The organism is Enterobacter sp. 22499 (assembly GCF_052044815.1).
In the GTDB taxonomy this organism is placed as follows: Bacteria; Pseudomonadota; Gammaproteobacteria; order Enterobacterales; family Enterobacteriaceae; genus Enterobacter; species Enterobacter bugandensis.
In genome coordinates, this window is the sequence record NZ_JBQENR010000002.1 from 349,761 (window position 1) to 372,520 (window position 22,760).

A 22,760-nucleotide genomic window follows, 5' to 3' on the forward strand; every position below is an offset into this window, starting at 1 on the left:
ACATTGAAAACCAGCCTCTTACGGCTGGTTTTTTATTTTGCCTCGTCCGGTGTTTTGCGCAGGTACATCAGCGTAACCAGACAAATCACGGCTCCGGCATAAAACGTATATTCCGCGCCAAACGTTTCCCAGATGGCCCCGGCGCCCAGGCTGGCGACTAACAATCCCACGCCGCTGACCAGACTAAAAATGCCGTAGGCGGTACCGCGCAGATCCGCAGGTGCCGTTTTTGCGATCATTGCCGCCAGCAGCCCCTGCGTCATCCCCATATGCACTCCCCAAAGCGCAACGCCCAGAAGCATTCCAGCCCAGTGGGTGCTTAGCGCCAGCACAATATCTGCCCCAATCAGCATCACCAGGCCCCACTGCAGTAGTCGGGTGTGGCTCATCCCGTCCGATAACTTGCCAAACGGATAGGCTGACAGGAAATAGAGCAAATTCATGGCCACCATCACCAGCGGGATCAGCGCCAGCGGCACCCCCGACTGCTGTGCGCGCAGGACAAGAAAGGCTTCACTGAAACGTGCGAGCGTAAAGATGGCGCCCAGGCCAATGACCCACCAGCAGCCTTTCCCGAGACGCCTGAGGTTCTCTTTTTTGATGGGGTTCGTGCGTTTATGTTCGACGGGCGCTTTCGGCTCATGCAGGCCGAAAAAAAGCAGCGCCACGGCGAGGACGCCGGGGATCACCGCGATCCAGAAGATAGTACGGAAATCATCGTTCCACAGCAGCATTAAGCCTACGGCCAGCAGCGGCCCGAGAAATGCGCCGACGGTATCCATCGACTGACGCAGCCCAAAGGCCGCGCCGCGAAGTTCCGGCGGCGTAACGTCAGCGACCAGCGCATCGCGCGGCGCGCCCCGGATCCCCTTCCCTACCCGGTCGATTAAGCGTGCCCCCAGAATCATGCCCGACGAAGAGGCGATAGCGAAAAGCGGCTTACTCAGCGCGCCAAGACCGTAGCCCAACACCGCCAGTCCTTTACGTTTACCCAGGTAGTCACTGATGGCACCGGAAAAAACTTTGATAAACAGCGCGGTGGCTTCAGCCAGGCCTTCAATCAAGCCAATGAAAATCACGCTGGCTCCCAGCGTCGTGACCATAAACAGCGGCAGCAGGCTGTGAATGATCTCCGAGGAGATATCCATCAGCATACTGACCCCACCCACAACCCAGACGCCTTTCGGGATCCGGCTGAGCGTTGCAAACCGGGATAACATTGAACATCTCCTGATTTATGTCGAACGACCTTGTTCGACACAGAATACCCTGGAAATGCGAATAAATATCATCACACATAAAAAAGCCAGCCCGCAGGCTGGCTTCTTATAGCAGGTGAATGCTCAGTGTTTTTCACGTCCGCCCAGGAAGAAAATGCCCAGCGGAATGGCCAGCAGAACGGTGAAGACAAGGCTGTAAACGAAGATCATCGCCGACTGCAGCACATACATGCTGGTAGTCCAGGCGGAGAGAGGAATGTTGTACTGTTCAATGACGCCAACAATGGTGGCCCGCCCGACGCACGCGGCAGCAATCATAAACACGACGAGTAGCGCCAGGAGGAACTTGCGGCCTTCAGGTGTTTTCAGTTTTGCACGAACCATCTCTCTTCCCTTTCACAGATGAATAACATTATCGATGGACTAAAATAACACGAACGCCCGTCACACTCCACACCAGTACAAAAACCTGCCAAAACGGTTAATATTAAGTTTATTACGCTGCATATAATGAAAATGTAAGTAAATCACACCAATCATTCATACTCGTTATGTTAGTCTGTTCAGGACCGTTTTGACATAAAGGAATGACAATGAAAAACGCACCTAAATTTGCCATCGCGCTTCTCGCCGCCGCGTGCGTCAGCACCAGCGCTTTCGCCAGCGACGCCCAAAAAGCGCAGCCGCTGGAAAAAGTTGCACCCTATCCGCAAGCGGAAAAAGGCATGAAGCGTCAGGTGATTCAACTGCCGGTTCAGCAGGACGAAGCGAATTACAAAGTCGAACTGTTAATTGGCAAGACGCTGGAAGTGGACTGCAATCAGCATCGTCTGGGCGGCCAGCTGGAAAGCAAAACCCTGGAAGGCTGGGGTTATGACTATTACGTCTTTGATAAAGTGACCTCTCCGGTCTCTACCATGATGGCCTGCCCGGACGGCAAAAAAGAGAAGAAATTTGTGACGGCCTATCTGGGCGACAACAGCCTGCTGCGTTACAACAGCAAGTTGCCGATCGTGGTATATACGCCTGAAAACGTGGAAGTAAAATATCGCGTGTGGAAGGCAGAAGAGACGGTCGGACAAGCGGTAGTACGTTAAAAACAAGTCGGGTGGCGGCTTCGCCTTACCCGACCTACTAAACTAAAAACGGTAACAGATGTTACCGTTTTGCTTTTACCTTACAGCGCGATATCCGCAACCGGCTTGTTTTCCGGCTGAGGCTTCAGCTCCGCCTTCGGCGCAGCATCCGCAGCCTGCGGCTTCACGTACTGCAGCTGCAGCACGCGGCTGGTGTACTCCAGCTCTTGTTCCGTCGCATCCACGTTACCGTTCAGCTTCGTGCCGTAGGATGGAATAATGGTTTTCAGCTTCGCCTGCCACTCCGGGCTGGCAACTTTGTCTTTAAACACTTTTTCCATCAGGTGCAGCATGATTGGCGCAGCGGTAGATGCACCCGGTGACGCACCCAGCAGCGCGGCAATCGTGCCATCCTTATCGCTCACCACTTCGGTACCCAGACGCAGCACGCCGCCCTCTTTCGGATCGCGCTTGATGATCTGCACGCGCTGACCCGCCTGCCACAGACGCCAGTCTTCTTTCTTCGCCTGCGGATAGTACTCTTTCAGCGCCTCGAAGCGTTCTTCATCAGAAAGCATCACCTGGCTAATCAGGTATTTCACCAGGTCGAAATTATCCAGGCCCACGTCCATCATCGGTTTGACGTTAGAGGTGGTGGTCGCGCTCAGCAGATCCCAGAGGGAGCCGTTTTTCAGGAACTTGGTTGAGAAGGTCGCGAACGGTCCGAACAGCACCACGCGTTTACCGTCAAGCATACGGGTATCGATATGCGGGACGGACATCGGTGGCGCACCGACGGAAGCCTGACCGTACACTTTTGCCAGGTGACGGTTCACCACTTCCGGGTTCTCGGACACCAGGAACTGGCCGCCGACCGGGAAGCCCGCGTAGTCGTCAGCTTCAGGAATACCGGACTCCTGCAGCAACTTCAGCGCCGCGCCGCCCGCACCGATGAAGACAAATTTCGCCTTAATGACGTGCTCGGCTTCATTGTTTTTCAGATCGGCAACGGTCACGCTCCAGCTGTTGTCCGCATTGCGCTTAAAGCCGCGCACTTCGGTGCTGAGCTGCAAATTGAAGTTATCTTTCTTCTTCAGGGACGCCACCAGCTGACGGGTAATTTCGCCGTAGTTCACGTCGGTGCCAATTTCGGTACGGGTCGCCGCCACTTTCTGGTTCGGGTCACGGCCTTCCATGACCAGCGGCGCCCACTCTTTAATCTGCGCGTGGTCTTCGGAGTATTTCATCCCGCGGAACAGGGTGCTCTGCTGCAGCGCAGCGTAGCGTGCGCGCAGGAAATTCACGTTTTGCTCGCCCCACACAAAGCTCATGTGCGGCACGGTATTGATGAAGGAGTGCGGGTCGTGCATCACGCCGCTGTTGACCTGGTGGGACCAGAACTGACGCGAGATCTGGAACGCTTCGTTGATCTCTACCGCCTTCTCGATACTAATGGAACCGTCCTTTTTCTGCGGCGTATAGTTCAGTTCCATGAGTGCCGAATGGCCCGTACCAGCGTTATTCCAGCCGTTCGAACTCTCCTGCGCCACGCCATCGAGGCGCTCGACCATGGTCATGGACCAGTCCGGCTGCAGTTCTTGCAGATAGGTTCCCAGCGTGGCGCTCATGATACCGCCACCAATTAAAAGGACGTCCGTTTCCTGCTCTTTTGGTGCGTCTGCTTTCGCTGCCATTGAGACGGCGTTGAGCCCGACGGCCAGAGAAAAGAGCATGGCAGTCATTTTTTTCATAATTTATGCCTTAGTGTAAAAGTGCTTGATGCGTGGAAATTGCAGGTGAAAAAAGCTGCGTGGGCACGGTAACAACTTTTAAATATTGTTTAAAGGTTACGAAATTATTGTAATTGTGAAATTTAATGATGGATTGTTTGTAGGGGATTGCGGCGTGCAACTGGTATAAGGAGGAATTTATGGCTACTATGCTGCACTTTGTGATCGCGCGCACGGAAGCCTGCCCTAACCAGCGAACTGTTATGTCCTTACCTCATTCTGCCGTATCCCCTGAAGACAGTGTAGCCAGCGTGCAGCACTCCCCTAAACAACTGGCGCGTGAAACGCTGGCGGGCGTGATTACCGCTCTGGCGCTGATCCCCGAAGTGATCTCATTTTCCGTGGTGGCGGGCGTTGACCCGAAGGTCAGCCTGATCGCCTCCGTGGTGCTGTGTCTTGCTCTCTCCGTGCTGGGCGGTCGTCCGGCGATGGTCACGGCTGCGGCCGGTTCCGTAGCGCTGGTGATTGGCCCGATGGTGCATCAGCACGGGGTACAGTACATTCTTCCGGCCGTGCTGATGGCTGGCGTGATCCAGATTCTGTTTGGCGTGCTGGGCATGGCAAGGCTGATGCGCTTTATTCCCCAGTCGGTGATGACCGGATTTGTTAACGCCCTTGGCATTTTGATTTTCTTCGCTCAGGTGCCGCATTTCTGGAGCCGAAGCCCGCTGATTGTGGGCCTGTTCGTGCTGACGCTGCTGATTGTGCTGTGGGTGCCGCGCTATATTAAAAGCGTCCCTTCCCCGCTGATTGCGATTGTGCTGTTAACCCTTTTCACCGTCACCAGCGGTCAGATCCTGCCGACTGTCGGTGATGAAGGCTCAATGACTGGCGGTCTGCCTGGAGTTACCGAGCTGCTGGTGCCGCTTAATTTACAGACGCTGAACATTATCTGGCCTTGCGCGTTGAGTATTGCCTTCGTCGGTCTGCTGGAGTCCCTGCTGACGGCAAAACTCGTGGATGAACTGACGGTTACGCCTTCCAGCAAGCGTCGCGAGAGCATCGGGCTGGGCGTGGGGAATATCATGGCCGGGCTCTACGGTGGCATTGCGGGCTGCGCGATGATCGGACAAACCATCGTTAACGTGGAGATGGGGAAAGGACGAAGCCGCATTTCAACCATTGCGGCGGGCATCGTGCTGCTGCTCCTGGTAACGGCGCTCAGCGAAGTGATGGCCAAAATCCCTATGGCTGTGCTGGCGGGGATTATGGCGATTGTTGCCGTCAAAACCTTCAGCTGGCACAGCCTTCAGCCCGCCACGATAAAAAACGCCCCGATTGCCGAAACGGTGGTGATGCTGGTGACGGTAGCCGCCACGGTATCAACCGGCAACCTGGCGGTTGGCGTGCTGGGCGGGATTATCGTCATGGCACTGATCCCCGCCCGCATTAAGCGTCGGGTTAAAGCAGAAAAATCGTTGCCAGCCCAAGAAAAATAAAGAAACCGCCGGTATCGGTGATGGCGGTGATCATCACGCTCGACCCCACCGCGGGGTCGCGCCCCAGTTTGGTCATCGTCAGCGGGATAATGACGCCCATCATCGATGCCACCAGCAAATTCAGCACCATCGCCAGCATCATCACGCCGCCTAAGGCCATATCGTCATACAGCCACCACGTGATGCCGCCCATAATGCCGCCCCATACCAGGCCGTTAATCAGCGCCACGCCCATTTCCCTGAAGATCAGAAAGGCGAAGTTACCGGGCTGAATATTTTCCAGCGCCAGCGCGCGGACGATCATGGTGATGGTCTGGTTTCCGGTGTTGCCGCCAATTCCGGCCACAATCGGCATCAGCGAGGCCAGCGCCACCAGCTGCGAGATGGTGTGTTCAAAGCCGTCAATCACGCGAGAAGCGATGAAGGCGGTACACAGGTTAATAGCCAGCCAGGCCCAGCGTGTTTTTACCGCCTTACCGACGGAGGCGTGAACGTCATCTTCGGCGCTGATCCCGCCTAGCGCGCGCAGGTCGTTATCGGTCTCTTCATAAACCACGTCAACGATTTCATCGATGGTCAGACGGCCCATCAGCTTGCCAACGGAGTCTACGACCGCCGCACTCACAAGGTCATCACGTTCAAAGGTACGCGCCGCTTTTTCCGCATCGTCCTCCGGGGAGAAGACCATCGGCTCGTTTTCCATCACCTCGCTCACCCGCTGCTGGGCGCTGTTGAGCAGGATAGTTTTCAGCTCCAGCTCGCCGAGCAGGGTTTTATCCCGCGAGGTGACAAACAGCTTATCGGTGTTGTCCGGCATTTTGCCCAGGCGGCGCAGGTAGCGCTGCACGGTACCGAGCGTGACGTCCGGACGTACCGTGATAACGCCGAACTCCATGATCGCGCCGACGCTGTTTTTCTCGTAGTGCATCACCTGACGCACACGCGCACGTTCATCGGCAGGCAGAGAGGCCAGCAGGCGGCCGGTCAGGTTACGCGGCAGATGCTGTACAAGGTAAATCTGCTCGTCGATATCCAGGGTTTGCAGGGCGTCGAGGATATCCCGATCGCTCATCTCGTCGATCAGGTCATCCCAGACGTTTTCGGAGGCTTCAAGCAGAACCTGGCCGCGCTCGTGATCCTGTACCAGGCGCCAGAGGGCGTGACGCTCTTCCGAAGGAAGCGCTTCCAGGGTATCCGCCAGATCCGGCGGCGGTAAATGAGCAACCAGCGCACCTACCTCAGCAATATCGTCGGCTAAGGTGCCGACATCATATTGCTCAGCCAGGGTCAGTTTGCCTAATAGCGTAGACGTGACCGCTTTATCGGTCGTGAGAAGCCAGATGAGTCGCGCACGTTCCTGGTCACGCTGCCTGGCGCTGTTTTTCTTTAATACCGACATCAATCATAAATCCATTAAATGAGTTGAGACTAAGCATAGCGCGAGGATATGTAAATAAGAATAAACAGCGAGGCGGGATGGAGAAAAAAGCGGCATTACGGCCACGATTATCCCCTCTCCCCGTGGGAGAGGGTTAGAGTGAGGGCATCAGGCCGTGCGCGCCACCGCGTCACGCGACGCCGCATCGCGCTCGTCGCCGGTCAGCTCGCTCAGCCTGCCGTCGCGCATCTCCAGCAGACGGTCGGCGTGAATGAAGTAATGATCGTCGTGGCTGATGGCGAAAATGGTCTTGCCCATCTCCTGCATCAGCGGCAGCAGCACCTGATAAAACTCGCGACGGAAGTGCGGGTCCTGATCCGCCGCCCATTCATCCAGCAGGATGATGTCACGCTCTTCCGCCAGCGCCAGCAGCAGCGCCACGCGCTTTTTCTGCCCCTTAGAGAGCTTGAGGTTCAGGATTTTGCCGTCCTGGAGCTCCAGCTTGTGCGACATCTGCAGCTGCGCAAGCCATTTCTCAACCAGCGCCGGATTGGCCTGCTGCCCTTCCGGCCCCAGCAACTGGTCAAACAGCCAGACATCGGTGAATACCGCTGAGAAAAGCTTGCGGTAATCCTCGGGTTTCTCCGCGCTCAGCGCCTTACCGTCCAGCAGGATCTCGCCCGACTGCGGCTGGTAAAGTCCGGTGAGCAACATCGCCAGTGTGGATTTTCCGCTACCGTTGCCGCCGATGAGAAACAGCAGTTCGCCGCGGTGAATCGTCAGGTTGACCGGTCCCACGGAGAAGGCGTTGTCCTGATAGCGGAACGTCACGTCGCGCAGCTCCAGGGTCTGCCAGTTCGGGAAGGCCTGCGGGCGCGGGAATTCAGCCTTAAATGGCGCCAGATCGAACTTCTTAAGCTTGTTAAACGCCACCTGCGCGCTCAGCAAGGTGGGCAATGCGCCGACGGCCGAGAGCAGCGGCGTACGCAGAAACAGCAGGGTCAGCGAGTAGGTCGCCGCCACGTTGGTGTCCGCCCAGCCCAGGCTGTTCGCCATCCAGAATACCAGGCCAATGGCGCCCAGCATCATAATGTTGGACCAGTTCACCGCGCTCAGGTGGAAGGTATCGGCGCGAATAATGTGGTGCCGGTATTCGCGCGCGTCCGGGATATAGAGGTTATTGAAGATATGCTCGGCACGCTCGCGGTTGAGGTTCAGCTCTTTGCGCCCTTCCAGCACCGTCTGGTAATCGTTATAGAGCTTATCTTCCGTTTCGCGCAGGACCGCCATGTGTTTATAGACGCGCGATACCAGCACGAAACCGCCCCAGATGGTGATGGCAATCCACACCGCGGTCACCGCCAGCATTTTGGTAGAAAGCCAGGCGAGATAGGCCGCCGAGCCAAAGGTCAGGATGATCCCCTGCACCAGCTCCGGCAGGCGGACAAACGCGATGGTAATCGCACGCACGTCGCTGGTCAGCCCCGCCAGCAGGGAGGCGCTGCCGAGCTGCTCCACGCGCTCAACCTGCGTGTCGAGGATCCGCTTGATGAACTCGCTGCGCAGGCGGAAAACGAAATGGTGACCAAGCGCGGTCAGCGCCAGCTGAGAGCCGAGCGTAACCGCCATCAACAGCAGCAGCAGGCCGAGAAACTCCGGCAGAACCGAGAGTGAGGTATCGACCATTTCGATCAGCCGCACGTTTATAAACGCGATCAGGCCAATACCCAGCGCCGCGCTGGCAAGGCTTAAGGCCATTACGGAAATGAAGGGCCAGCGGTACTGACGCCAGACAAGAAGAAGTAGTTGCATGCAGGCAATCCGGACAATAAAAATCAGCCAGCAGTGTAAACTGCCCTGAGCGGACATCAAGAATAATTCTTATTTTTGTTTGTTCAATCCCGCCTGACGGAAAGTCAGATTATAGCGGTACTCGCCAGTGAGGGGATGAACCCCGGACTTCAGGGGCTGAATGCCGTGATAGTACAGCCGTGACTCCCTGCCCCACACCACCACGTCGCCGTGCTCCAGCATAATGCGCCTGAGCGGATCGTTGCGGCGCAATCCGCCAAACTGGAAGACGGCGGGCAGACCCAACGATACCGAGACAATGGGCGCGCGCAGATCGGGCTCATCTTTGTCCTGATGCAGCGAGAGCTTCGCACCGATGGCGTAGCGGTTAATCAGGCAGGCGTCCGGCCGGAAGTCAGGGTAATCTGCTGCAACGGCAGCCTCGTGACAAAGCGCCTGAAACACCGCAGGCATGGGAGGCCACGGCCGGCCGGTCGTGGGATCGTTCGGGGCATACACATACCCACGTTCGTTCGTCGCCCACCCCAGTTCGCCGCAGTTGGCCATGGCCACCGACATGGTGTAGCCGCCCGGCGTCACCATATGGCGAAACGGTGAAACCGCCGTGACCTCTTCAATACCGGCAAGCAATGCCGCCGCACGGGAGAGTGCAAAGCGGCGCAGGATCACTGCCCCGGGCGCAAGCGGCTCCTGCCACGGTTCAGCATCCGCAAAAAGATCGAGCATTATCCCTCCCGGCGTTTCGCCTCACGTTTCAGTAATAGCGCTTTTCGCGCCGCCCCCCAGCGATAGCCCGACAGCGCGCCGTCGTTGCGGACCACGCGGTGACAGGGGATCACAATCGCCAGCCTGTTTGCCGCACAGGCACCCGCGACGGCACGCACCGCGTTGGGCTGGCCAATCGCCTTCGCCACCTGCTGATAGCTGGCCGTTTCCCCGCAGGGGATGTCACTAAGGGCCTGCCAGACCCGCTGCTGGAACGCGGTGCCGCGTATATCCAGCGGCAGCGCCAGCGGCACCGCGTGGTTATCAATACTGGCAATGACCTGGCTGATACGCTGGGCAAAGGCATCTTCCTGCGGGGCATGCTCCGCGTTTGGAAACAGCGTCGCAAATTCTTCTGCCAGTTTGGTATCGTTGTCGCCCAGCAGTATCGCGCAAATCCCCCGCTCACTTTCCGCAACCAGGCAGCGTCCTAGCGAACAGTCGCCAATGGCGTAACGCACCGCCACCTCGCCTTTGCGGTACTGCTTCGCCGTCATGCCCAGCGCATCGTTGGCTTTGCGGTAATAGCTGCTGCTGTCGGGAAACCCTGCCGCCAGCACGGCATCGGTAATTTTGTTTCCCTGCGCAAGCGCCGCGCGCAGACGCTGCCCCCGCGCCGCCTGCTGCCAGGCTTTTGGCGTCATCCCGGTGACGGACTTAAACAGCCGGTGGAAATGGAAAGGACTCATGGCGACCTGCTGCGCCAGACCTTCAAGCGTCAGCGCGGGATCCTGCTCCAGAAGGCGACAGGCGTGCTCCACTTTCGCCAGCTTTTGCTGATTCGGATCGCGTTTGTCCGGCATGCAGCGCTTACACGGGCGAAACCCTGCCTGAACGGCATGCTGGACATCGGGATAAAAGCAGACGTTTTTACGCAGCGCGTGACGGGCGCGGCATGACGGGCGGCAGAAAATCCCCGTCGTCTGCACGGCAAAGACAAACCGATCGTCAGCGCGCGGATCGCGAGCCAGAACGGCCTGCCAGCGATCCTCATCATTCATATAGGTTGGATTTTTCATCATCAGCTCCTCTTACAAGCATACCTTTAGCGTGCCCGAGTGCCAGTGATAAAAAACCCGCATCCTTGCTTTTTAATTTTTGTCGCTCACCAGGAAGCTGTTGAACTGCGGCGAGCTCCAGGTTTTGAACCCGTCGCCCTCTTTAGTGATCATATAAACCGCCAGTCCTTCCTGACGAACCACCTCTTTGGCTTTTTCCGGGCCGAGAACCATTAATCCGGTATCCCAGGCGTCGGCTTCCAGCGCAGTGGGGGCAATCACGGTCACCGAGACCAGGTTATGCGTGATGGGACGTCCGGTCAGCGGATCGATCACGTGCGAAATTCGCTTCCCGTCGAGCTCGTAATAGTTACGGTAGCTCCCGGAAGTGCTGATGCCGTGCCCGTTAATATCCACAATGGCCTGTACGGCGTTTTGCCGATCGGTCGGTTTTTGAATCGCCACGCGCCACGGTTTACCGCTGGCGTTCATGCCCCGGCTGACTAACGCGCCCCCCACGGAGACCAGGTAGCGCGATATCCCTTCCTGCGTCATCAGCTCGGCAAGGTGATCCGCCGCGTAACCTTCACCTACCGTCGACAGATCGACAAACAGATCGGGGATATCTTTCTGCAGATACTGCTGGCCGTACTGGTTGATCACCGTCAGATGCTTTAGCCCTGTCCGGGCGCGGGCATCATCAATGGCCGACTGTTCGGGTGTGGTATCCGGCTGTTTGTTCGGGCCAAATCCCCAGAGATTGACCAGAGGCCCGACGGTGACATCCATCGCGCCGTTGGTTTTATATCCCACGCGCATTGATTCGGTGACGATATCGGCCATCGCTTCGCTCACCGGCCACAGGGAGGTACTGGTGGAAAGATTGAAGCGCATCAGCGCCGAGTCATTTTTATAGGTTGAGAGCAGCTGGTCGTCGGCGTCCAGCTGAGACTGGATTTTACCGCGAAGTTCATCAGCGCGCGTTTTATCCAGGCCCATCACGCTGACGCGCCAGAAGGTGCCCATCGTTTTGCCTTCGAGCACCGTCGCGGCGGGTGCATCGGTTTTCGCCACGGGCGCGGAATCGTCACACGCGGTCAGGAAAAAAAGCATAGCCAGAAAGCTGGCGCGTAAAAAAGTCATGTCCATTCATTATTATCCTCATGCCAGGGCGGCAAGAGTACACCAAAACGGTTGCGTTGTGAGGCCAAAAAAAAGCACAAAAAAGGGGCCTTCAGGCCCCTTAGTCACACGATGACGCGATTAGAACTGGTAAACCAGACCCAGCGCGACGATATCATCAGTGCCGATACCGGCCTGACGGGTGAACTCATTTTCATCAACCAGGTTGATTTTGTAATCCACGTAGGTGGACATGTTTTTGTTGAAGTAGTAAGTCGCACCCACATCAACATATTTCAGCAGATCCTGATCGCCGTAACCTTCGATGTCTTTACCTTTGGACTGCAGGTAAGCCACGGATGGACGCAGGCCGAAATCGAACTGGTACTGAGCAACCACTTCGAAGTTCTGCGCTTTGTTAGCAAAACCGTAAGCGGTAGTCGGGCTGCTGCCGTTAGAGGTACCGAAGCGGGTTGCGTTGTAGGTCTGAGAGTACTGCGCAGCCAGGTAGATGTTGTTGGCATCGTATTTCAGGCCGCCAGAATAGACTTCTGCGTGATCGCCGTTACCATAAACGCCCGGTGCGTTCTGGTCAGCGGTACGTTTGGAGGAGGACATCGCACCACCCACGCTGAAGCCTTCGCCCAGGTTATAGGTTACGGATGCACCGTAGCCGTCGCCGTTCTGTTTCAGCAGGCTGCGTCCACCGACGTTTTCACCGCTTACGCTACCGTTTTTACCCTGATACTGCAGCGCAAAGTTCAGGCCATCCACCAGACCAAAGAAGTCCTGGTTACGATAGGTCGCCACGCCGTTAGCACGAGACTGCAGGAAGTTGTCTGAGCCGTAGGTATCGCCGCCAAATTCTGGCAGAACGTCAGTCCAGGAAGTTACATCGTAGATCACGCCGTAGTTACGACCGTAATCGAAAGAGCCCGCTTCAGCGAATTTCAGACCAGCAAACGCCACACGCGTCCAGGACTGGTTGTCGCTTTCAGTCGTGTTGCCCTGGATCTGGTATTCCCACTGGCCGTAACCGGTCAGCTGATCGTTAACCTGAGTTTCGCCTTTGAAGCCAAGACGCATGTAGGTCTGGTCGCCGTCAGCACTCTTGTCGTCAGAGAAATAGTGCAGACCATCAACTTTGCCGTACAGATCTAATTTGTTGCCATCTTTGTTATAAATTTCGGCCGCATTTGCTGCGCCTGCTACCAGTAGTGCTGGTACCAGGAGTGACAGTACTTTAACTTTCATTTTATTAACCCTCTGTTATATGCCTTATAATTGCCACTGCTTACTGGTTAACCCTCATTAACCAGTCGGCAAATTCATTCTCCGCAAAATTACAGAATAATCCAATGCGAATATGATACGAAAACTTTGAAGATGTTTCATTTATCCATCAACATGTTTCAAGATGTAAATGAAAAGGAACTTTTACAAAGCACAAAAAGCTTAGAAATTTAGCACTTATAATCAAAACGAAAAATGACCCAATACATATCAAAGAGTTAAAATAAAAAACGTTACCGCACTGAATGACAAAACAAGATCGACTCCAGTCTCTAAAATAACTCTCGCTATCATCATTAACTTTATTTATTACCGTCATTCAGCTTTGAATGTCTGTTTATCCCTAATTCAACCGGATGCGTCGCATTCGGTTTTTTTTTACCCTTCTTTACGTAACTTTTCCTTTTTTGTGCTACCGCCGCGTAATTGTAACGACTATTAACTAAATTCACGCACGCCCCTGTGCATAACGGGAAAATTCGCTCAAAACATAATTTCTTGTTAATTCGTGCTATTTTCTGACGAAATGCATTTTTTATTTGTACATACATTATGTGCTTGTACACATTTAAGGCGTACTTCCTCTCTCGCACGGGTCATCGAAAAAGTCGCTTGTTGAAGGACAGTGGCGCTGGAAATTCAGTTATTACCCTTTATACTGCCCTATCGCCACAGAGCACGACCATCACGGGTTAAAGATATCAATGAGTCAGACTGAAACTACCGCCCAGAGCAAATTCTCCCTCCTGCCCGGGAGCATCACCCGTTTCTTTCTTCTTTTGATCGTGGTGCTGTTAGTCACAATGGGCGTGATGGTGCAGAGCGCGGTTAACGCCTGGCTGAAGGATAAGAGCTATCAGGTGGTGGATATTACCCACGCCGTACACAAGCGCATTGATACCTGGCGCTACGCCACCTGGCAGATTTACGACAACATTGCGGCAGCGCCTGCCAGCTCATCCGGAGATGGGCTTCAGGAGACGCGGCTGAAGCAGGATGTCTACTATCTCGAAAAACCGCAGCGTAAGACTGAAGCGCTTATCTTTGGCTCTCACGACAGCGCGACCCTTGAGATGACGCAGCGTATTTCGACCTACCTGGATACCCTCTGGGGCGCCGAAACGGTGCCGTGGTCGATGTACTATCTGAACGGTCAGGACAACAGCATGATCCTGATTTCGACGCTGCCGTTAAAAGATCTCTCTTCCGGATTTAAAGAGACGACGGTCGGCAGCATTGTCGACTCCCGTCGGGCAGAAATGCTGCAGCAGGCCAACGCCCTTGATGAACGTGAGAGCTTCTCATCGCTGCGCCGATTGGCCTGGCAGAATGGTCACTATTTTACCCTGCGTACCACCTTTAACCAGCCGGGTCATCTGGCGACGGTCGTGGCCTTCGATTTACCCATTAATGATTTGATCCCGCCGGATATGCCGCTCGACAGCTTCCGTCTGGAGCCGGACAGCAGCACCCAGAACATGCGTGCGGCGTCCGATAAAGAGGCCGCAGAGAGCGTCACAATCTCCTTTAACGGCTCGAAAATTGAAATTGCCTCGTCACTGAACTCAACCGGCATGCGTCTGGTGTGGCAGGTACCGTTCGGCACGCTGCTGCTTGATACCCTGCAAAATATTCTGCTGCCGCTGCTGCTGAATATTGGTCTGCTGGCGCTGGCCCTGTTTGGCTACAGCACCTTCCGCTTCCAGCCGGGACGCCAGAGCGACGCGTCTGCGGTCTCCGCGGGCAATACCAACGAGCTGCGCGTATTGCGCGCGCTCAATGAAGAGATTGTCTCCGTGCTGCCGCTAGGGGTGTTAGTTCACGATCAGGAATCGAATCGCACGGTGATGAGCAATAAAATTGCTGACCATCTGCTGCCGCACCTTAACCTGCAGAACATCACCACTATGGCGGATCAGCACCAGGGGGTTATTCAGGCCACCATTAACAATGAACTGTACGAGATCCGTCAGTTCCGCAGCCAGGTGGCCCCGCGTACGCAAATCTTCATCATTCGCGATCAGGATCGCGAAGTGCTGGTGAATAAAAAGCTCAAGCAGGCGCAAAGGCTGTATGAGAAGAACCAGCAGGGGCGCGCGGCATTCATGCAGAATATTGGCGATGCCTTCAAGCAGCCGTTAAAAACGCTGGCGACCCAGGCGGCAGCGTTAAACACGTCTGAAAGCCACCAGCTCGCCTGCCAGGCCGACTCGCTGGTCCGCATGGTGGATGAGATCCAGCTGGCAAACATGCTGGAGAATGATTTCTGGAAAGGCACCCCTTCTCTCTTCTCCATTCAGGATCTGATCGATGAAGTGGTTCCCGAAGTCCTGCCCGTAATTAAGCGCAAAGGGCTGCAGCTGCTAATCAACAACCATTTACCCGCCAATGACGAACGTCACGGCGACCGCGAGGCGCTGCGTCGTATTCTGCTGATGATTATTCAGTACGCCGTGACCACCACGCAGATCGGCAAGATCACGCTTGAAGTGAGCACCGACGAGTCGGCGGAAGATCGCCTGACGTTCCGCATTCTGGACACCGGGGAAGGCGTGACGGCGAGTGAAATTGATAATCTGCACTTCCCGTTCCTGAATGACACGCAAAGCGATCATTACGGCAAGGCTAACGCCCTGACCTTCTGGCTGTGCGATCAGCTGGCGCGTAAGCTCGGCGGCCATCTGAATATCAAGGCCCGTGAATCGCTCGGCACCCGTTACTCTCTGCACGTGAAAATGGCCGCCAATCCGCAGGAAGAAGATGAAGAACGCCTGCTGGATGACGTTGTGGTGATGGTGGATGTGACCTCAAACGAGATCCGCAATATTGTGGTTCGTCAGCTCGAAAACTGGGGCGCGGCCTGCATCACGCCGGATGAAAGGCTGGCAAGTCAAGAATTTGATCTGTTTTTAACTGATAATCCGTCTAATCTTACTGCCTCGGGCTTGCTTTTAAGCGATGATGAGTCACGCGTGCGGAAAATCGGCCCTGGCCAGCTGCGCGTCAACTTTAATATAAGCAATGCGATGCAGGAAGCTGTACTACAACTAATAGAAGAGCAGCTGGCGCAGGAAGAGATAACGGAATCCCCGTTAGGCGGTAATGAAAATGCCGAGCTTCACGCCAGCGGATACTATTCCCTCTTTGTTGATACAGTACCAGATGATGTGAAGCGGTTGTATACTGAGTCCGCTGCGAATGATTTTGCAGCGCTGGCACAGACAGCACACCGGCTTAAAGGGGTGTTTGCCATGCTTAATCTGGTTCCCGGCAAGCAGTTATGTGAAACGCTGGAACATCTAATTCGTGAGAAAGATGCCTCTGGCATTGAAAAATACATCAGCGACATTGACGCCTACGTCAAAAGCTTGCTGTAGCAAGGTAGCCTTATACATGAACAATATGAACGTAATTATTGCCGATGACCATCCGATTGTACTGTTCGGTATTCGCAAATCACTTGAACAGATCGAGTGGGTGAATGTAGTCGGTGAATTTGAAGACTCTACAGCACTGATCAATAACCTCCCAAAGCTTGATGCGCACGTGCTCATTACCGATCTCTCTATGCCTGGAGACAAATACGGTGATGGGATCACGCTCATCAAATATATTAAACGTCACTTCCCGGACATCTCGATTATTGTTCTGACCATGAACAACAACCCGGCGATCCTGAGCGCCGTGCTGGATCTGGATATCGAAGGGATTGTGCTGAAGCAAGGCGCCCCGACCGATCTGCCAAAAGCGCTGGCTGCGCTGCAGAAAGGCAAGAAGTTCACGCCTGAGAGCGTCTCTCGTCTGCTGGAAAAAATCAGCGCGGGTGGCTACGGTGACAAACGCCTGTCGCCGAAAGAGAGCGAAGTTCTGCGCCTGTTCGCCGAAGGTTTCCTGGTGACCGAGATTGCCAAGAAGCTGAACCGCAGCATTAAAACCATCAGCAGCCAGAAAAAATCAGCAATGATGAAGCTGGGCGTGGACAACGATATTGCCCTGCTGAACTATCTCTCCTCCGTTACGCTGAGCGCATCGGATAAGGATTGATCCCCCACTGTAAATGCCGGATGGCGTTCACGCTTACCCGGCCTTCAGAACCCGTAGGCCCGCGCAAGCGCAGCGCCGCCGGGCAAATAAAAAAGGCCCTTACGGGCCTTTTTTATATTCTGGTTTTTCTCACGCGATCCGCATAAACAGACAGCGTTTGTTTGAGCACGTCCAGCGTCACCGGTTTCGACAGGCAGCTGTCCATGCCCGACTCCAGACAGCGCTGTTTCTCTTCCGCCAGCGCGTTCGCCGTTACGCCCACGACCGGCAGCGTCAGGCCAAGCTGTCGGATGCGCTGCGTCAGCCGGTAGCCGTCCATGTTAGGCATGTTGACGTCGCTCAGCACGATATCAATATGATTTTTACTCAGCACATTCAGCGCATCCACGCCGTCATTGGCGGTTTTGCACTGATAGCCCAGCGATCCGAGCTGGTCAGCCAGCAGGCGGCGGTTAATCGGATGGTCATCCACCACCAGAATCATCATATCGTCATTCACTGACGCCAGACCTTCCGGTGACGGCAGCGCGACTGCACCGTCGTTCTCTTCCAGCTCGACTTTATAGATACGGGCCAGCAGGCTCAACAGCTCATGCGGCGTTGCGACGCTGTGCACCCATTCCCCCGGCGCACGTTCAACCGGAATGCCAATGTGGCGACGGCAGAAGAGCACCGTTCCTCTCCCCTGCCACGGCTGTTCCGGCATCTCGTCGGCAATGAGCACATCGTCCACGTCCGGCGTCTGGCCTTCATAGCGGCAGACCCTCACGCCGCTATGGGCGAGCAGTGCCGTCAGATAGTCATTCAGCGAGGCATTATTGACCGCCAGCCAGCAGCGCTTATCGCTCAGCCCGTCAACCGTGGCTTTTGCCGGATACTGCGCGGAATAGAGCGGAATGCGGATGGTGAACTGGCTGCCCATGCCGGGCTCGGTATCCACGGAAATGTCGCCGTCCATCATGCTGACGAGCTTCTCGCAAATCGCCAGCCCCAGACCGGTGCCCTGGAAGTTACGCTGCACGCCGGTGCCGACCTGGAAGAACGGGTCGAACAGACGCACCACCTCTTTAGCCGGTATTCCCACCCCCGTGTCGCGCACGCGGATGCTGAGGTAATCTCCCGCCCGGCAGACGTGTAGCACAATGCAGCCGATATCGGTGAATTTGATGGCATTGCTGAGCAGGTTAGAGATGACCTGCTGCAGGCGCATCGGGTCGCCGTGCAGCGTCAGCGGCACGTCCGGTTCGATGAAGCAGTAGAGCCCCAGCTGTTTACGCACCACCAGCGGCAGATAGTTGGCGCTGATGTGGTTCATGACCTCACGCGGCGAAAACTCGCGCGGCTCGATTTTCAGCTGCTCAGACTCAATTTTAGAGAAGTCGAGAATATCACTGATGATCTTCAGCAGCAGGCTGGAGGAGTTGTTCATCGCCGTTACCAGCCGGTCGACGCCTTTCGGCAATTCCTTCGTCTGCAGCAGATCGAGGTTGCCGATAATCCCGTACAGCGGCGTACGCAGCTCGTGGCTGACGGTAGCCAGGAACATGGATTTCGACTGGCTGGCCTGCTCCGCGGCCTGCGCCATCTCCTGCAGCGACTCTTCCATCTTCACGCGCGCGGAGACATCCACCAGCACGCAAATCGCTACGTTTTCATTACGATAGCGGGAATGAACAAAGCTGATCTGCAGGTTAGTGTGGGTGCTGGTGAGCACGTCGACAAAGTTCACCTGCTGGCCGCAGATGATTTGCGTCAGCCTTTGCCGGTCCTCGTGCGTCAGCATGTTCAGGTAGTTGTGCGCCAGCTCGTTACTCAGGATGTTGGTCCCGTCCTGGGTACGAAGAATGCAGATCCCCACCGGAGCCGAGGCGACAATCTTGCGGTTGAACTGCTCGTGCTCCTCCAGACGCTGGGCGTCACTTTCGGCGGGAATAAAGATTCTCCGCTCATACATGCGCGCCAGCGTAAACAGCGCCCCGCCCACCAGCAGGTTCAGCAGGATCGCATTCATAATAAGAATGCGTATCCGCTCAAGGACCATATCCACCGGCAGCGAGTAAACAATGCTCAGCGACGATGGCGGCAGGCTTTTTTTCAGCACCAGCTCGCGGAAGCCAGAGGTGTAGCCAAACCATGAGCGTTCCTGCATCCAGTGCGGATCGACGTTCAAACTTTTATCCGGCCCGGCGAGTGAGATCAGCTGATGCCCGTTTTCATCCAGAATGGTCACGCCCATCGGCAGGCTGCCCGGCGTGAAGAAGTTTTCCATGCGGATGGTCTGTTCAATCCCCAGCAGCGCCTGCAGACGATTACCCAGGTAGACCGGCGTCAGCGCGTAGAAATAGCCCACGCCCATGCGCGGCCCCTGGCTAATCCAGAAAATGTTGTTCCCGCGCTCGTCCTGCGGCGCATTGCGATATTTCACAATACGCTCGTGCAGGCTTTTCAGCGCATCATCGCGCTCGACGGGCACATCGCGCAGGCCAAAGTCAGCCATGCAGAGGTTTTCACTGCCAATCAGGAATACGCGGTTAAGGTCGTAGGCGGCGGAGAAGTTGTCGCGCCAGTAGCGCATAAACCAGGCGAGAGATTCCAGCGACCCGCGCCAGGTGCTGCTCATGGTGGAGCAATCAGAGTCCGGGAACAGCGGCTGGAAGTCCGGCACTTCGGTTTTGTCATTGCGCCCGCGCAGGGCAAGGATACCGTTTTCTGCCGTCAGCCGATTTTCGGCAATATACTTCAGCTCCTTCATCACGTCAGACGTTCGCTGAATGTAGCGCTGGGCCTGATCGGAGCTTAAATTAAACTCCTGGCGGATCTCCGCTTCTTTCTGGTTCAGCGCATTGACGATGTAAAACACCGACAGCAAGGCCACCAGCAGCCAAAGCAGGAGCGCCAGCGCCCGGAACAGATAGCGAGAAACTTTCAGCGTGGTACGAAAGGAGACGAGGTATTTCAAAGGGGCGAGGCTCCGCCGTCGGGGTCAAAAGAATGTGGTTAAGGTAGCGGTAAACGCGGCTTGTCGCAACGTTCACGTATCTGCATCTGCAAAAGAAAAGGGCCGGAATCCGGCCCTTTATGCGTCAGAAGAGATTACTCGTCAGCGTCATCCGCTGCGTCGTCGTCGCTCTCTGCTTCCGGTGCGATTTCATCATCACCTTCCGCGACGCTGCCGTCGATGGAATCGAGCTCTTCGTCGTCCACCGGCTCAGCAACGCGTTGCAGACCCACCACGTTTTCATCTTCCGCCGTACGGATGAGGATAACGCCCTGGGTGTTACGGCCCACCACGCTGATCTCGGATACGCGCGTACGCACCAGCGTACCGGCATCGGTGATCATCATGATCTGGTCGGCATCGTCCACCTGCACCGCGCCCACAACGGACCCGTTGCGCTCGGTAACCTTGATGGAGATAACGCCCTGCGTGCCGCGTGACTTGGTCGGGTATTCGCTTTCCGCCGTACGTTTACCGTAGCCGTTCTGGGTGACGGTCAGGATTGCGCCTTCGCCACGTGGAACGATCAGGGAAACAACGGAGTCTTCACCCGCCAGCTTGATACCGCGCACGCCGGTCGCCGTACGACCCATTGCGCGCACGGCGTTCTCTTTGAAGCGCACCACTTTACCGGCCGCAGAGAACAGCATCACTTCATCAGAACCAGAGGTCAGATCCACACCGATCAGCTCATCGCCTTCGTTCAGGTTTACCGCAATAATACCGGCAGAACGCGGACGGCTGAACTCGGTCAGCGCGGTTTTCTTCACGGTACCGCTGGCGGTCGCCATAAAGACGTTCACGCCCTCTTCGTACTCGCGTACCGGCAGGATGGCGGTGATACGTTCGTTCGCTTCCAGCGGCAGCAGGTTGACGATTGGACGTCCACGCGCGCCACGGCTCGCTTCCGGCAGCTGATAGACCTTCATCCAGTACAGACGGCCACGGCTGGAGAAGCAGAGGATCGTATCGTGGGTGTTAGCCACCAGCAGACGGTCAATGAAGTCTTCTTCTTTAATACGTGCCGCAGATTTACCTTTACCGCCACGACGCTGTGCTTCGTAGTCGGTCAGAGGCTGATACTTCACGTAGCCCTGGTGAGACAGGGTCACTACCACGTCTTCGCGGTTGATCAGATCTTCAATGTTGATATCAGAGCTGTTCGCGGTGATTTCGGTACGACGCTCGTCGCCGAACTGATCGCGGACCAGCTCAAGCTCTTCGCGGATCACTTCCATCAGGCGCTCGGCGCTACCCAGGATGTGCAGCAGCTCAGCAATTTGCTCCAGCAGCTCTTTGTACTCGTCGAGCAGTTTTTCATGCTCAAGGCCGGTCAGCTTCTGCAGGCGCAGATCCAGAATCGCCTGGGCCTGCTGTTCAGTCAGGTAGTACTGACCGTCACGCACGCCGAATTCAGGCTCGAGCCACTCAGGACGCGCGGCGTCGTCGCCCGCACGTTCCAGCATCGCCGCCACGTTGCCCAGATCCCACGGACGCGCAACCAGCGACGCTTTCGCTTCTGCCGGCGTCGGCGCACGGCGGATCAGCTCGATGATCGGGTCGATGTTCGCCAGCGCAACGGCCAGTGCTTCAAGGATATGAGCACGATCGCGCGCTTTGCGCAGTTCGAATATGGTACGACGGGTCACCACTTCACGGCGGTGACGCACGAACGCGCTCAGGATCTCTTTCAGGTTCATGATCTTCGGCTGACCATGGTGCAGCGCAACCATGTTGATACCGAAGGAGACCTGAAGCTGAGTCTGGGAGTACAGGTTGTTCAGCACAACCTCACCCACCGCGTCGCGCTTGATTTCAATCACGATGCGCATACCGTCTTTGTCAGACTCGTCACGCAGCGCGCTGATGCCTTCAACGCGTTTCTCTTTTACCAGCTCGGCGATTTTTTCAATCAGACGCGCTTTGTTCACCTGATACGGGATCTCGTGAACAATGATAGTTTCACGGCCGGTTTTGGCGTCCGCTTCTACTTCGGCGCGGGCACGGATGTAAATCTTGCCGCGACCGGTGCGGTACGCTTCTTCAATGCCGCGACGACCGTTGATGATCGCCGCCGTCGGGAAGTCCGGGCCCGGGATGTGTTCCATCAGCCCTTCAATGCTGATGTCTTCATCGTCGATATAGGCCAGGCAGCCGTTGATCACTTCCGTGATGTTGTGCGGCGGAATGTTGGTCGCCATACCCACGGCGATACCGGACGAGCCGTTCACCAGCAGGTTAGGGATCTTCGTTGGCATAACGTCAGGAATTTTTTCCGTGCCGTCGTAGTTATCAACGAAATCAACCGTCTCTTTTTCCAGGTCGGCCATCAGTTCATGGGCAATCTTCGCCAGACGGATTTCCGTATAACGCATTGCCGCGGCGGAGTCGCCGTCGATAGAACCAAAGTTACCCTGACCATCTACCAGCATGTAACGCAGCGAGAACGGCTGCGCCATACGGACAATGGTGTCGTACACCGCGGAATCACCATGGGGATGGTATTTACCGATTACGTCACCAACGACACGGGCAGATTTTTTGTAGGCTTTATTCCAGTCATTGCCCAATACGTTCATGGCGTAAAGTACGCGACGGTGTACCGGCTTCAGGCCATCGCGGACGTCCGGCAGCGCACGGCCAACAATGACCGACATCGCATAGTCCAGATAGGAGCTTTTCAGCTCTTCCTCGATGTTAACCGGTGTAATTTCTCTCGCAAGGTCGCTCATCTAACCGCTATCCCTCTACTGTATCCCGGATTCAAAGGTCGCAAATTATAACACAGCCGCGGTGATACAGGTAAACCTATACGCTTTATTCAC

The 22,760-nt window shown here is 55.8% G+C and carries 15 protein-coding genes; 4 read left to right on the forward strand and 11 right to left on the reverse strand.

Annotation, left to right across the window (positions count from 1 at the left end; all coding sequences use genetic code 11):
* Positions 1 to 32 precede the first annotated feature (32 nt).
* Positions 33 to 1,220, reverse strand: coding sequence for an MFS transporter (locus ACTJI7_RS09535; protein WP_063437073.1), 1,188 nt, complete (start codon positions 1,218 to 1,220; stop codon positions 33 to 35).
* Positions 1,221 to 1,343: 123 nt separating this feature from the next.
* Positions 1,344 to 1,604 carry a DUF2534 family protein gene (locus ACTJI7_RS09540; RefSeq protein WP_008500962.1) on the reverse strand — a complete coding sequence of 87 codons (261 nt, stop codon included), beginning with the start codon at positions 1,602 to 1,604 and terminating at the stop codon, positions 1,344 to 1,346.
* Positions 1,605 to 1,813: 209 nt separating this feature from the next.
* On the opposite strand from ACTJI7_RS09540, the gene eco reads away from it, so the two are divergent.
* Complete coding sequence (gene eco / locus ACTJI7_RS09545; protein ID WP_028013891.1) at positions 1,814 to 2,317, forward strand: serine protease inhibitor ecotin; 504 nt, start codon at positions 1,814 to 1,816, stop codon at positions 2,315 to 2,317.
* 80 nt (positions 2,318 to 2,397) lie between these two features.
* Here eco and mqo read toward each other — a convergent pair whose 3' ends face one another.
* Complete coding sequence (mqo, locus tag ACTJI7_RS09550) at positions 2,398 to 4,047, reverse strand: malate dehydrogenase (quinone) (protein ID WP_028013892.1); 1,650 nt, start codon at positions 4,045 to 4,047, stop codon at positions 2,398 to 2,400.
* Positions 4,048 to 4,235: 188 nt separating this feature from the next.
* Here mqo and ACTJI7_RS09555 point away from each other — a divergent pair, with 188 nt between their 5' ends.
* Positions 4,236 to 5,525 (forward strand): SulP family inorganic anion transporter, encoded by a 1,290-nt coding sequence (locus ACTJI7_RS09555; RefSeq protein ID WP_440670281.1) that lies wholly within the window; start codon positions 4,236 to 4,238, stop codon positions 5,523 to 5,525.
* Here ACTJI7_RS09555 and mgtE read toward each other — a convergent pair.
* The 6 genes from mgtE to ACTJI7_RS09585 all read right to left on the reverse strand — a co-directional run bounded on the left by mgtE (position 5,488) and on the right by ACTJI7_RS09585 (position 12,854).
* On the reverse strand, positions 5,488 to 6,924 hold the full coding sequence (gene mgtE, locus ACTJI7_RS09560; protein WP_028013894.1) for a magnesium transporter: 1,437 nt from the start codon (positions 6,922 to 6,924) through the stop codon (positions 5,488 to 5,490). The two genes, ACTJI7_RS09555 and mgtE, sit on opposite strands and share 38 nt — an antisense overlap.
* A gap of 147 nt (positions 6,925 to 7,071) precedes the next feature.
* Positions 7,072 to 8,715 carry a multidrug ABC transporter permease/ATP-binding protein gene (locus tag ACTJI7_RS09565; RefSeq protein WP_440670172.1) on the reverse strand — a complete coding sequence of 548 codons (1,644 nt, stop codon included), beginning with the start codon at positions 8,713 to 8,715 and terminating at the stop codon, positions 7,072 to 7,074.
* A 69-nt stretch (positions 8,716 to 8,784) separates the two neighbouring features.
* On the reverse strand, positions 8,785 to 9,441 hold the full coding sequence (gene alkB, locus ACTJI7_RS09570) for a DNA oxidative demethylase AlkB (protein ID WP_440670170.1): 657 nt from the start codon (positions 9,439 to 9,441) through the stop codon (positions 8,785 to 8,787).
* Positions 9,441 to 10,499, reverse strand: coding sequence for a bifunctional DNA-binding transcriptional regulator/O6-methylguanine-DNA methyltransferase Ada (gene ada / locus ACTJI7_RS09575; RefSeq protein WP_440670279.1), 1,059 nt, complete (start codon positions 10,497 to 10,499; stop codon positions 9,441 to 9,443). Before ada ends, alkB begins: the two co-directional genes overlap by 1 nt.
* A gap of 72 nt (positions 10,500 to 10,571) precedes the next feature.
* Positions 10,572 to 11,627 (reverse strand): FAD:protein FMN transferase ApbE, encoded by a 1,056-nt coding sequence (apbE, locus tag ACTJI7_RS09580; protein WP_440670168.1) that lies wholly within the window; start codon positions 11,625 to 11,627, stop codon positions 10,572 to 10,574.
* A gap of 114 nt (positions 11,628 to 11,741) precedes the next feature.
* Entirely contained in the window at positions 11,742 to 12,854 is a 1,113-nt protein-coding gene (locus ACTJI7_RS09585; protein WP_028013899.1) for a porin OmpC, read from the reverse strand.
* A 743-nt stretch (positions 12,855 to 13,597) separates the two neighbouring features.
* Here ACTJI7_RS09585 and rcsD point away from each other — a divergent pair.
* Both rcsD and rcsB read left to right on the forward strand, forming a co-directional pair.
* Positions 13,598 to 16,270 carry a phosphotransferase RcsD gene (gene rcsD / locus ACTJI7_RS09590; protein WP_028013900.1) on the forward strand — a complete coding sequence of 891 codons (2,673 nt, stop codon included), beginning with the start codon at positions 13,598 to 13,600 and terminating at the stop codon, positions 16,268 to 16,270.
* A 16-nt stretch (positions 16,271 to 16,286) separates the two neighbouring features.
* Positions 16,287 to 16,937 carry a response regulator transcription factor RcsB gene (rcsB, locus tag ACTJI7_RS09595; RefSeq protein WP_006176468.1) on the forward strand — a complete coding sequence of 217 codons (651 nt, stop codon included), beginning with the start codon at positions 16,287 to 16,289 and terminating at the stop codon, positions 16,935 to 16,937.
* Between the two features lie 112 nt (positions 16,938 to 17,049).
* Here rcsB and rcsC read toward each other — a convergent pair whose 3' ends face one another.
* Positions 17,050 to 19,896 (reverse strand): two-component system sensor histidine kinase RcsC, encoded by a 2,847-nt coding sequence (rcsC, locus tag ACTJI7_RS09600; RefSeq protein ID WP_049000394.1) that lies wholly within the window; start codon positions 19,894 to 19,896, stop codon positions 17,050 to 17,052.
* Positions 19,897 to 20,030: 134 nt separating this feature from the next.
* Positions 20,031 to 22,667, reverse strand: a complete 2,637-nt coding sequence (gene gyrA, locus ACTJI7_RS09605) for a DNA topoisomerase (ATP-hydrolyzing) subunit A (protein ID WP_028013903.1) — start codon at positions 22,665 to 22,667, stop codon at positions 20,031 to 20,033.
* Between the last annotated feature and the right edge of the window lie 93 nt (positions 22,668 to 22,760).

Coding starts and splice junctions, on each gene's coding strand:
- ACTJI7_RS09535 (WP_063437073.1), bottom strand. CDS start 1,220: ATGTTATCCCGGTTTGCAACGCTCAGCCGGATCCCGAAAGGCGTCTGG.
- ACTJI7_RS09540 (WP_008500962.1), bottom strand. CDS start 1,604: ATGGTTCGTGCAAAACTGAAAACACCTGAAGGCCGCAAGTTCCTCCTG.
- eco (WP_028013891.1), top strand. CDS start 1,814: ATGAAAAACGCACCTAAATTTGCCATCGCGCTTCTCGCCGCCGCGTGC.
- mqo (WP_028013892.1), bottom strand. CDS start 4,047: ATGAAAAAAATGACTGCCATGCTCTTTTCTCTGGCCGTCGGGCTCAAC.
- ACTJI7_RS09555 (WP_440670281.1), top strand. CDS start 4,236: ATGCTGCACTTTGTGATCGCGCGCACGGAAGCCTGCCCTAACCAGCGA.
- mgtE (WP_028013894.1), bottom strand. CDS start 6,924: ATGTCGGTATTAAAGAAAAACAGCGCCAGGCAGCGTGACCAGGAACGT.
- ACTJI7_RS09565 (WP_440670172.1), bottom strand. CDS start 8,715: ATGCAACTACTTCTTCTTGTCTGGCGTCAGTACCGCTGGCCCTTCATT.
- alkB (WP_440670170.1), bottom strand. CDS start 9,441: ATGCTCGATCTTTTTGCGGATGCTGAACCGTGGCAGGAGCCGCTTGCG.
- ada (WP_440670279.1), bottom strand. CDS start 10,499: ATGAAAAATCCAACCTATATGAATGATGAGGATCGCTGGCAGGCCGTT.
- apbE (WP_440670168.1), bottom strand. CDS start 11,627: ATGGACATGACTTTTTTACGCGCCAGCTTTCTGGCTATGCTTTTTTTC.
- ACTJI7_RS09585 (WP_028013899.1), bottom strand. CDS start 12,854: ATGAAAGTTAAAGTACTGTCACTCCTGGTACCAGCACTACTGGTAGCA.
- rcsD (WP_028013900.1), top strand. CDS start 13,598: ATGAGTCAGACTGAAACTACCGCCCAGAGCAAATTCTCCCTCCTGCCC.
- rcsB (WP_006176468.1), top strand. CDS start 16,287: ATGAACAATATGAACGTAATTATTGCCGATGACCATCCGATTGTACTG.
- gyrA (WP_028013903.1), bottom strand. CDS start 22,667: ATGAGCGACCTTGCGAGAGAAATTACACCGGTTAACATCGAGGAAGAG.